Source organism: Streptomyces sp. NPDC042002 (assembly GCF_055588305.1).
The window spans coordinates 57893-69076 of sequence record NZ_JBVJCT010000043.1 but is presented as its reverse complement, the minus strand read 5'-3'; the positions used below and the strand labels follow the sequence as shown (position 1 = coordinate 69076).

Annotated in this window: 7 protein-coding genes; all 7 read right to left on the bottom strand. The window is 66.9% G+C overall.

All coding sequences use genetic code 11. The annotated features are described in order from the left end of the window. Positions 1–312 precede the first annotated feature (312 nt). Positions 313–3159, bottom strand: a complete 2847-nt coding sequence (locus tag ACZ6KY_RS36720; protein ID WP_469314598.1) for an amino acid adenylation domain-containing protein — start codon at positions 3157–3159, stop codon at positions 313–315. Between the two features lie 44 nt (positions 3160–3203). Continuing rightward, positions 3204–4028: an SDR family oxidoreductase gene (locus tag ACZ6KY_RS36715; protein WP_469314597.1), complete on the bottom strand. Its 825-nt coding sequence runs from the start codon at positions 4026–4028 to the stop codon at positions 3204–3206. Positions 4029–4041: 13 nt separating this feature from the next. Then, a complete protein-coding gene (locus ACZ6KY_RS36710) occupies positions 4042–4749 on the bottom strand; it encodes a thioesterase II family protein (RefSeq protein ID WP_469314596.1) in 708 nt (235 codons plus the stop codon). A gap of 83 nt (positions 4750–4832) precedes the next feature. Further along, the gene (locus ACZ6KY_RS36705; protein ID WP_469314595.1) at positions 4833–5603 is read right to left on the bottom strand and encodes a thioesterase II family protein; all 771 of its coding nucleotides are present in this window, start codon (positions 5601–5603) and stop codon (positions 4833–4835) included. Further along, positions 5600–6964, bottom strand: a complete 1365-nt coding sequence (locus tag ACZ6KY_RS36700; RefSeq protein ID WP_469314594.1) for a condensation domain-containing protein — start codon at positions 6962–6964, stop codon at positions 5600–5602. The genes ACZ6KY_RS36705 and ACZ6KY_RS36700 overlap by 4 nt, the downstream gene beginning before the upstream one ends. A 30-nt stretch (positions 6965–6994) precedes the next feature. Then, on the bottom strand, positions 6995–8197 hold the full coding sequence (locus tag ACZ6KY_RS36695) for an MFS transporter (RefSeq protein ID WP_469314593.1): 1203 nt from the start codon (positions 8195–8197) through the stop codon (positions 6995–6997). 110 nt (positions 8198–8307) lie between these two features. Further along, positions 8308–10086 (bottom strand): non-ribosomal peptide synthetase, encoded by a 1779-nt coding sequence (locus ACZ6KY_RS36690; RefSeq protein WP_469314592.1) that lies wholly within the window; start codon positions 10084–10086, stop codon positions 8308–8310. Positions 10087–11184 lie beyond the last annotated feature (1098 nt).

Sequence of the window (11184 nt, the reverse complement as noted above, 5' to 3'; positions counted from 1 at the left end):
TTGTTGGCCCCTCCCCAGATGTGGGGTGCGTGAGTTAGAGGCCGTCGAGGGAGGGGAACTTGGGCATGCGCGTGTCCCCTCCCGGAGCGACCGGCCCTTGCCACCCCGGCCGCCGGGACCGCTGTGGTGTCGTTGTCGCGTCTCGGCTGGTGCGAGGTAGCCGAATGTCTTGTGCTTGCGGCCCGTGGAGTCCACCAGCGCGATCGCGTCCCGCTTGAACTCCTCGCTGTACCGCTTCATCCGGTCGCTCTTGCTTCCCGCCTGGTGCTACTTCCTCTGGAACCTCAGGTCCCGGTCTCCAGGTGTCCGCGATCAAGGGGAAGCTCCAGCGAGCTGCTGCACCAGTGAGATCAACTGGCGGGCCGTCGAGTTCCTGTAGAACTCCCTGGGGGAGACCTTGGGCAGCCCTTCGGCGCGGAGCGCGGCAATGACTTGGACCACCATGAGCGAATTGCCGCCTAGCTTGAAGAAGTTGTCATCCAGTCCGACCTCGGTCTTCAGGAGGGCGCTCCAGATGCGAACGACTGTTGCGGCCGGGTCAGCAGGGGCAACCCGACTCGTCTGCGGTGCCACTTCTGCGGAAAGCGCCGGGGAGCGAGTGGCGGCAGCGCGAGGATCGGGCAGCCTGGTCTTGTCGAGCTTGCCGTTGATGGTCAGAGGGATCTCGGTGAGGCTCGTCAAAGTGGACGGGACCATGTAGTCAGGTAGCACGGCTCGGAGGCGGGCTTGCACTGCGTCCAGGTCCAATGTGTCGTCCGCTGCGGCCACATAGGCGTCGAGTCGCCTGCTCGCCGGGTTCGCCGGGTCGTCCTGACGCACGACCACAGCCGCCGCGGAAACGCCGCCGGAGTCGATCAGCGCGACCCGGATTTCGTCCAGCTCGATGCGGTAGCCGCGCACCTTGACTTGGTTGTCCAAGCGGCCCAGGTGGTCGAAGCTGCCGTCGGGACGCATCCGCCCCTGATCTCCGCTTCGGTAGATGAGTTCGCCCGTGAGAGGGTCGTGCACGAAACGCTCGGCAGTGAGGTCGGGCTTGCCCAGATATCGGTCGGCCACTCCCGCGCCCCCTACGCAGAGTTCGCCGGTCGCCCCCGGAGGGAGGATCCGGCCGTGCGTGTCGCGGACGGACAAGTGCCAGCCAGGCAGAGGCTTGCCGACCGAACGGGACCCTGAGGCCACGTCCTTCGGTGTCACGGTGTGGGAGGTGACATGCACCGTGGTCTCGGTGATCCCAAACATGTTCACGAGCCGACAGCGCGCGGGCGAGTGGTGCGCGTACCAGGTCCCCAGCATCCTGGTGTCGAGCGGTTCACCGCCAAAGATGATCAGCCGGAGCGCCGGATCCCGCTCCTGCAACCGGCCCGCGTCGAGGAGCTGGGAAAACGCCGAGGGCGTCTGGTTCAGCACCGTGACTCGCTCGGTGAGAACAAGCTCGCAGAATTCGTCGGTGTCCCGTGTCACCCAGTACGGCACAACCACCAGACGTCCACCGGTGAGCAGGCATCCCCACATTTCCCAGACCGAAAAGTCAAAGGCGCTCGAGTGGAAGAGGGTCCAGGTGTCGTCCGGGCCGAGGCGGAAATCAGCTGTCGTAGCCTCCACCAGAGCAATGACATTGCGGTGCGGCACGACGACGCCCTTGGGACGTCCCGTTGAACCAGAGGTATAGATCACGTACGCAGTGCTCGCTGCGCTGTCGGCCGAGGGCTCCAGCTCGGGCGACAGCGAGGCGGTGCCTCGTTCGGCCACATCGGCGGGGCTCACCACCACCGCTCCGTCCGGTGCAGGAAACATGTCCAGCGTCGTGACAACTACGAACAGGCCCGCGTCCGCAGCCGTGTATCGCAGCCGGTCGACCGGGTGTCGGGTATCCATGGGGACGTAGGCGGCACCGGCCTTGAGGACGGCCAGCAGAACCACGACGAGGTCTGCGTCGCGTTCGAGGCACACACCTACCAGGTCCCCGGGAGCGACTCCCACGTCGCGGAGTCCGGCCGCGCAGATCTCGGCACGGCTGTTGAGCTCCTGGTAGGTCAGCTGGGTGGAGCCGGCCGTCAAGCACGTGGCATGGGGCGACATCCGGGCGATCTCCGCGAAGCGCTGGTGGATCGCCCCACCCGATGGGGGAGCCATGGTGCCCAGTCCCCCCAGGGCAAGGATGTCGCGTGCGGTGTCACCGGTCAGGGGGTCGACCTCAGCGAGTAGCCGCCGCCCTGTCCCGGAGCCCAGGTCCGCAGCGACCCTGACCAGGTAGGAGCAGAACTGTTCGGCGATGGCGCGGGAGACGGCTGCCTCTTCGAATCGGCAGGTGGCGTCCAGTGTTCCGTCAGCCCGCTCGGTGACGCGGAGAGTGAGGGGGAATACCGGCCCCAGTGAGGGCTCGTACTCTTCCGGGCCCTCACTGGTGTGGATGATGCCCACACTCGGCAGAGGTTCGTGATCCGTTCGTTCCTCGGGGCGCGCTCCGGCGCGGGCGAGCAGGTCGGACACGTCTTGGCCCTCATGTGTCTTGAGGGTGATGACGCGCGGCTCCAGATGTTCGGCGGGGTCCAGGGTGCCGAGCCGGACGGTCTCGTCTCCGCTGTACCGAGCCACGGTCAGTGCCGTGGCCCCGGTGAGGGACGTCCTGTCGATTCCGCTTTCCAGAGCGAGGTTCAGCGAGGTCCAGCCGGTGAGGGACGCGTCGTGGTGGTCGGGGAGTCCCCATGCGGGTCGAAGGGCGTCACCTCGGCCGGAGTCCAGGGCAGGCTCCTGGAGCATGCCGCTGGCCAGGACCGCACCAGAGGTGGGGTCTTCGGATGTCAGTAGAGCGGCGGCCTGGCGTAGGCCCGGAAGCGGTATGCGGGAACGGTCCGCCACCAGAATGAGATCTTGCGCGTCGTCGTAGCGCAGCAGCACCGCACGCAGCGGAGCGACTCCTGCGCGGATCGGACGCGCCGCCTCAGCAGCTCGCCTGCGCTGTGCCTCGGGTGCTGCCGCCCGCGCGTGCACGCGGGTGGTCCAGAGCCTCGCCCCGCCGTACACGGTCTGTATATCGGCTTCGGCGAGCCGTTCGCGTGCTCGCTCGGAGTCGAAGCCGTGGTGGAGCCTGATAGCGAGGCTGTGGCATGCCGCACCCGGCAGGAGCGGTGCCATATCTGGGGTCGCGTGTACGGTCATGAACGGCCTTCCGCCGGTGCAAAGGTGTGTGGGAGTGGGTGCCGTCAGCGGGCCGTGAAGCCGCCGTCAACCGTGAGAACGGTGCCGGTGACCTGGCGGGATTCGTCACTCGCGAGCCATAGGGCGGCATTGGAGATATCGGCGGGGTCGATCAGGGCGTTCATGGGCTGGTCGCGAACGAAGATCGTTTCATGTTCCGCCACGGACACGTCCAGCGACCGGGCGATTTCGGAGAGCATGCGGCCTTCTCGCGCCGGGTCGTCATGCACCGATCCTGGGCAGAGAGCGTTCACGCGAACCTGTGCGGGCGCGTAGTCCAGTGCCGCGGCCTTGGTCAGGCCGATCAGTCCGTGCTTGGCCGCGACGTATCCGGCGAAGCGCCGGTACCCGACCAGTCCGGCGGTGGAGGAGACGTTGACGATGCTGCCCGAGCGCTGCCCGGCCATATGGGGAAGTGTCGCCTTCATCATGCGCCAGGCGCCGGAAAGATCGACATCGATCATGAGCGACCACTCTGGCTCGGTGATGTCCTCAATGAGCTTCCCCGAAGGCGCGGCGATGCCCGCGTTATTGATGAGGACATCCAAGCGCCCGAAACGTTCCAGAGCGGCAGCGACGCCGGCCTGGCAGTCGTCCTGGCTGCGTACGTCGGCCGTGACGACGACTGCGCAGGCACCGGCCCGTTCACATTCCTGGGCCGTGAACTCCAGTTGAGCCTGCGAACCGAGGGCGTACGGGACACCGTCGATGTCCTGTCCGAGGTCGAGGAGCACCAGATCGGCTCCCTCCGCGGCGAATCTGAGGGCGCAGTCGCGTCCCAGGCCGCGTGCTGCGCCGGTGATCAGAGCCGTCTTGCCTTTGAGTCTCATGGTGTCGTCCCCCTCAGAGCCGTGTGCCGGACAGGACTCGCAGCAGCGGATCAGGGTTTTCGGCCAGGTACATGTGGCTGCCAGGGAGTTCCTGGTAGGCGAAGGTGCCTTGTGTCCAGTCCGCCCATTCACGCGCCTGCCGAGCGGACACCAGGAGGTCGTCGGCGCCGCGCAGCGCGGTGATCGGCGCGGACAGCGGTTCGCCGTCGGCCGGCTGGTAGTTCTCGTGCATGGCGACGTCGCCGCGCAGGACGGGCAGCAGGATTTCGCGCAGTTCCGGCACATCGAACGCCTCGTGGCGGTACCCGGCGAACTCGTGGACACGGGCGAGGAATTCCTCGTCGTCGAGACCGGTGGCCCGCTCGGCGCGGCCACCTCGCGGCCCGGGGGACCCGCTCACGTAGAGGTGGCTCAGGCGGCCGGGGTGTGATCGTTCGATGGCCCGGGCCATCTCGTACGCGACTACTGCGCCCAGGCTGTGCCCGAACAGAACGAGGGGCGCGGAGGGATCGGCTTCGCCGAGTACGTCAGGGACGAGGGCGGCCCCGGCCGACTGGACGTCGTCGAAGGGCTCCTCTCCGAACAGCTCCTCCCGCCCGGGAAACTGAACGGCCAGGACGCGGCCCGGGCCGTCGAAAGGAACTGGTGGCCAGGCGCGGTAGAACGACGCTCCGCTGCCGGCGAAGGGAAGACAAACGAGGGAGAAAGGCTGGTTCGTCATGTTCCTGGAGTTGTTGTGGAGCGACCCGAGCGGTCAGCTCGGACGGTCGGGTATCAGCCGTGGGGTTGAGTGCGCACGTCTGCTCACAGCGCGATCTGCTGTCGGATCCTGGCGGTTACCGGCGCCATGTGATCGTTGACGTAGAAGTGGCCGCCTTCCAGAAGGTGCACCTCGCCGGGGCCCGTCGTCAGTTCCGGCCAACGCGCGACATCCTCTGGGACGGCGGCGGCATCGGCGGTGCCGCCGAAGGCCACGACGGGACAGTCCAGCGTGCGGTGCCGTTCCCCGTATCGGTACGACAACGTGATCTGGCGGTCGGAGCGGCACGTTTCGAGGACTATTTCCATGAGTTCGGGGTGTTCGAGGGCTGCCGGGTCCATTCCGCCGCGGTCCACCAGGGCCTCGGTGAGCTCCGCGTCGGTTGGTTCGTTGTCCGGGGCGAGTACGTCACGCCGGATGTGCGAGGCGGGGGCGGCCGAGGGAAAGAAGGCCCTGACCGGCCGGCCCATGCGCGCCAGGCGCCAGCACACCTCGAAGCCGAGCATGGCGCCGAGACTGTGGCCGAAGACGTGGAGCTTCTCCTCCGCTGCGAGGGCCTCGGCTATCGGGTCGGCAAGATCGGCCATCGAGAGAGCGGCGCGCTCCGCGAAGCGGGGGCCGCGACCGGGATACTGCACGGCGATGACCCGCACATCGTCGGGGAACCACTGGGCCCACTTGGCGTATCCCTGGGCCATCCCGCCGGCATGCGGCAGGATGGCCAGTGTCGCGCGCGGTGCCGCTGCGGACGGCCGTGGTTCCCACAGCCACTTGTCCAGGTCCTGAACAAGGGCATCGCCCTTCGCCGTACTCATGAAGATCCCTTCTTCTCGCGAGATGCGCTGTGCGACTCCCTGCCGGCGGGAAACAGCAGAGAATCCGGCTCATGCGCGAACAGGACTGGCATCGCCGCCAGCTCTTCGGCCAGCACCCGCAGCGCAGACTCATCCACCCGCTCGGGGTCGAAGTAGAAACGTCCCTTGAAGCAGCTTTCGGACAGCTCGACCATCAGAGTGAGGTCGAACCGGGCCGGTGGGACGAAGACCCAGGGGTCCGCGCTCACCACAGCCCCGTGCACCGAACCCGGGTCCTGCGGCTTTTCCTCCACGGAGAACGCCACGTTGCACAGAGCCGGTGCGGCAGACCCACCTCGGACCGGAGCCACGGAGCGGACCACGTGCTGGAACGGGATGTCCTTGTGGAGCAAGGCCTGCACCGCTACATCGCTGACCTGCTCCACGAACTGTCCGGCGGTAACGGCAGGTTCCGCGTCGATACGGACCAGTAACGTGTTGTCGAAGGGACCGATGACGGCCTCGAACTCCTCGGCAGGGCGTTCGGTGACCGGCGTGCCGATGATCAGGTCCCGAGCACCGGTGTGGCGTGCCAGCGACGCGGCGAACGAGGCCAGCAGCACCATGAACGGGGTAGCCCCCAGGTCGGCGCAGGCCTGCGCGGTAGCGTGCGCGGCCTCGGGCGGAAAGTCGAACTCGACCACCCCCCGGGAGGGTTCGCCAGGGCAGGTTGGACGTGGGTCCGGTGCGGTGATGTTCAGCGGTGCGGGCGGATCAAGAAGCTGCTGTGTCCAGTAGGCCAGCTGTTCAGCCGCGTCGGCACCATCAAGCCAGTCACGTTGCAGCCGGGCGAAGTCACCGTAAGCGGCGGACAACTCAGGTAGAGCCGGGTCTTTCCCGGAGGCGTAGGCGTCGTAGAGGTGCCATAGCTCCCGGGTCAGGATAGGGCCGGACAGTCCGTCGAAAGCGCCGTGATGGACGATGACCAGCACCATATGGACTGCCCCCGGCAGATTCACGACCTGTAGGCGCAGCAAGGGCCCCGTGCTCATATCGAACGGCCGTGATGCCGCCTCGTACAGAAGCCTGTCCAGGGCGCGGCCAGGGCCGTCTGCTTCGGCTCGTTCCACGTCGACCCAGACGTCCGCCGGCGGTGTCAGTCTCCCCAAGGGCATGCCCATGGTGTCGTCGAAGCGAGTGCGCAGGGCGCTGTGGCGTCTCGTCACCGACTGTGCTGCCCGGTGCAGAGCGGCGTCGTCGAGCGCCCCGGTGAGCCGGAAGCACAAGGCGACGTTGTAGCTGCCCTCCGGCGCCAACTGCTCCAGGATCCAAAGACGTTCCTGCGTTGCAGACAAAGCAACCGGATCCGCGGTGTCAGGCATGTGTCTCTCCAAGGTGCGGTGCAGCGTGGCTCAGGCCGGGCCCGAGGCCAGCCCCGTGCGGTTGTTGCGAAGCGGGCCCGAGGCCAGCCCCAGCAGCCCGACAGCGACGATCACGGCAGCGCAGACGGTGAGGGCGGTTACCGCACTGCTGAATCCGGCGAGGTTGCCCAGCACGTTGTTCATGAACAGCAGGGCGAGGCTCTGGACGAGAACGAGCACCGCCTGGATGCGCGAAAGGTGACTGTCAGGTGTCACTGCGAGGACCAGGGGCAGGATGTGCGCGGAGAAGAGGCCGTTGCCGATACCGACACCGAAGCTGGCCACGAGCACAGCTCCGGCGTCGGGTGAGAGCGCAATGCCCAGGACACCGGCACCGGCCACGATGAGACCGCATGCGGCCAGGAGCCCCGGTCGACCCAGCGCTCCGCGGCGCAGGACCAAGAGCGTGACGGCTACCATACCGACCCCTTGCGCCCCGATCGCCAGGCCGGCGGCACTCGCGTCCCAGTGCTGCTCTCGCGCCAGGAGCGGGAGCAGCAGGAGAAGCACGGGCAACAGGAAGCCCGCTGCGGCACCGGTCATCAGTAGTGCCGGCCGCAGGACCGGATGGGCGAAGGCGACGCTCACACCGTCCCAGGCGTCCTTGACCAGATGGCCGTTCCTCGGCGCGGGGGGTGGCTCGTACCGAGGTCGGACTACGATCAGTACCACCAGGACGAGCGCGAAGGTGACGGCGTTCACCAGGGCAGCCCCCGCCAGCCCGGCCAGGCCTACCAGCAGGCCACCCAGCGGCCCGCCTCCCATGTTGACAACCTGACCGCCTACCTGGCGCAAGGAGAGCGCACGGGGCAACTGCTCCTTGCTTACCAAGCGTCGGGGCATGGAGCCGGAGGCCGGAAGGTAGAACGCGTTGGCGATGCCGACCACCATGCCGGCCACGATGAGCACGGCGGGCGAGGCCCCGAGGTGGTAGGCGACAGCAGCCAGGATGAGGCAGAAGGCCAGCATCGCCGCGTCACCTGCGATCAGGACGCGACGCGCGTTGAACCGGTCGCTGACGGCACCGCCGATGAGGAGCAGCAGCACCCTTGGCAGGGTGATGGCGCTCAGGGCCAGTCCCGCGACCGCACCGCCGCTCGCGCTCGCTGCCCAGCCGATCGCGAAGTAGAAGACCGCGTCCCCGGCGAGAGACGCCAGAATGCCGGCCAGCCACAGGAAGTAGGAACCCGGCAACCGCGCGCCCCTGGTGCCCCCGGTCGACACGGTCGGCGACGAGCCGGAGGGGTTCGTGTGGCGAGTTAAGATGAGAGGCTCCTGGGCTGAGGTCGGGGTGTTGCGGCGGATCAGGCGTCGGCCGACTGGGTGGCGACCAGTTCGTCGAGCTCGGCTGCCAGCGCTTTGACGGTGCGGGACGCGAACAGCTGGCGCATCGTCAGGCGCACGCCGAGGCGGGCGCGGAGCACGGCGACGACGCGCGTCGCGATCAGTGAATGGCCGCCGAGCTCAAAGAAGTCCGCGTCGGCGCTTTCGATCGGCACACCAAGCACGGCGGCCCAGACCTCGGCAACGAGTTCCTGTGTCGGCGTATTGAGGCCGGCCGCCGGCATCGTCTCGTCGGCCTCCTGGACCAACCGCGCCAGCTGGGTCAGATCGACCTTGCCTGCGACGGTCTGTGGTAGGTGGTCCAGACGCAGGATCCGGGACGGCACCAGATGTCCGGGCAGTTCTGCCCGCAGTGCGGCCCGTACCGCTTCGGGCTCCGGCACCCCGTCGGCCTCGGGGACCACAGCCAAGGCCAGCACGGAACCGCCGGCCACAGACGCAGCGAAGGCCACGGCGGTCCGAACGCCGGGCAGTGCCCGCGCTGCACTCTCAACCTCGCCGGGCTCCACGCGAAAACCCCGGATCTTGAGCTGGCCGTCGGCCCGCCCGACGTATTCGAGTGCTCCGTCGGGACGGCTTCGCACGAGGTCGCCGGTGTGGTACATCCGCTCGCCATCTCCCGACGGGTCGGGAGAGAAGCGCGCGGCTGTGAGGCCAGGCCGATTCAGATAGCCGCGCCCTACACCGGCACCGGAGATGAACAGTTCACCGACCTCCCCGGGCGGAACCGGACGCAGCCGTTCGTCCAGGACCTGAACGCGGTAGTTGGGCAGCGGGCGGCCGATGGTGGACGGGTCGTCTCCAGCGTCGGTATCCGCCCATGTCGCGCAGATCGTCGTCTCGGTCGGTCCGTAGGCGTTGACGAACCGCCGTCCGCTCGCCCAGCGGGCCGCGAGATCGGGCGTGCACGCCTCACCCGCGGAGACCACGGTCCGCAGGCCCGCCTCCGGTGCCGGTGGTTCGTTGACGGCGAGAAGAGAGGGGGTGGCCGTCACGAAGGCCACCTCGCCACGAAGGAGCGAGCCGCCCTCGTCCCGCGGGTCCGAGAGCACGACGCCCCGCCCGTTCACCAGAGGGATGAGCGTGGACCAGAGCCAGCCGTCGAAGGAAGGGGCCAGTACATTGCCGCCCTCGAGGCCTTCGTCCGGCGCCAGGGTTTCGACGGCAGTGAGCAGGTTGGTGATGTTTCCGTAGGTGAGACTGACACCCTTGGGAGCGCCCGTCGTGCCCGAGGTGTAGACGATGTAGGCCATGGAATGCGGGGACAGCGGGCCGGGCGGAACGGCTGACGGGGATGCGCTGGTGACTGCCGGGTCGATGTGTGTGACCTGGCTGTCCGCGAATGCAGCCTTATCGCGGGACACGACCGCTGCGACGCCGGAGTCCTGGACCAGGGTGGACAGCCGGGCGTGCGGATGACCCGGGTCGAGCGCTAAGAACACGGCGCCTGCGCGCCAGATGCCGATGAGCGTGGCCACCAGATCACGGGACCGGTCGAGATGCGCCCCCACGGCCGTCTCCGGGCCCACGCCCAGGCGCAGCAGTTCGGCGGCGATCGCGTCCGCCCGCTGGTTCAGCTCCCCGAACGTGTAGGTGCCGTCATACGCACGCACAGCGACGGTTCCAGGAGTCCTGCAAGCGTGTACGGCAACTGCTGCTGCGGGATTGAAGGGAGCTCCGGCTGTTGTTCGTTCATCGCCACACGCTGTGATATCCACGACATCCTGCCGTGCAGTCATTGCCTGAAACCCACTTCCGTCACTGAGTGAAGGGAACCTTTTCGTGAGCGCTCAACTGTGCGCCTCCTGCATGCGGGAGATATCGGGAAAATCCCCATGTGATGGCGGAGTGCGCAAGGCGCGTAGCTGATACGGACTTCGGTGGCTGTCCCGAAGGCGTGAGCGCTGGATCGGTTTGCAGTGCATCACCTTCACCTCGACTTGCTCGTGAATCCTGCAATCTCCGCGCGGCAGCCGGAGAAAATAATCCGACTGGGCAGTCCGCTGATTAGTCCTGGCTGGATACCGCCTGACGCCTGACGTGGCCAGGCCGGCTATGCAGTAGGCCCGTTGATGAGCCTGGATGCTATGGCATTCCGCTGCACCTGATCAAGACCGACGGAAAACATACCCAGCGATCGAACTGTGAAACAGGCGCGTTTGAGACACGAGGAAGAGGACCCACTGAATCCGGAATCGACCCCAGCGGTCGACCTTCTTTCCTCCGTTCCCGCGCTGCCTGTCCCTTTTTTCCTCCTTCCTCCCGGACTGCACGGCGTCGCTTCTGCGCAACGTCGCACAGAGCCGGGTGTGGCTGAAAAGTGTGTAACCAGGAGTCGACCTGCTGGCCCGAATGTCCATTCTCGTCCGCATCCGGAAACCTGACTGCCCACGACATCTTGCCGCTTCCCGACCATTGCGGACACGCTAATTCGGTAACGTCCCCTGACTGGATCGCATCCATGCATATCCGCCTCGTCCGGAGTTGCCATAAACTCCTTGACGAACCCAGGATGCTGTGTGAACGTTGCTGGCGGAATGCTCGTGTGAACCGTGTGGACCGGAATGCCATGTGGCTTTCGCTGATGGTGTGGCATATGGCTCTTACCCGAAGGGGAAGTCACCGAATTAGGCGATAGTTTACCCGAACAGAGACATCCCGTGGGCGATGAACCCGTCCGCGGCATCGACTGGTTGATGGATCGGAAGGTTGCGGTCAGTCGTAGTCCGCCGCTAACTGTGCACGCGTTTGCGATCGCGGGCCGGCGCATTCAGCCCACTTGCCGCGCTGCCGCTGTGAGTTGAGATTGTTCCGAACATTGCTCTCGCATATGAAGC

Bases quoted from the DNA above. Each gene is read 5' to 3' on its own strand.
- ACZ6KY_RS36720 (WP_469314598.1), bottom strand. From the start codon at position 3,159: ATGACCGTACACGCGACCCCAGATATGGCACCGCTCCTGCCGGGTGCG.
- ACZ6KY_RS36715 (WP_469314597.1), bottom strand. From the start codon at position 4,028: ATGAGACTCAAAGGCAAGACGGCTCTGATCACCGGCGCAGCACGCGGC.
- ACZ6KY_RS36710 (WP_469314596.1), bottom strand. From the start codon at position 4,749: ATGACGAACCAGCCTTTCTCCCTCGTTTGTCTTCCCTTCGCCGGCAGC.
- ACZ6KY_RS36705 (WP_469314595.1), bottom strand. From the start codon at position 5,603: ATGAGTACGGCGAAGGGCGATGCCCTTGTTCAGGACCTGGACAAGTGG.
- ACZ6KY_RS36700 (WP_469314594.1), bottom strand. From the start codon at position 6,964: ATGCCTGACACCGCGGATCCGGTTGCTTTGTCTGCAACGCAGGAACGT.
- ACZ6KY_RS36690 (WP_469314592.1), bottom strand. From the start codon at position 10,086: ATGACTGCACGGCAGGATGTCGTGGATATCACAGCGTGTGGCGATGAA.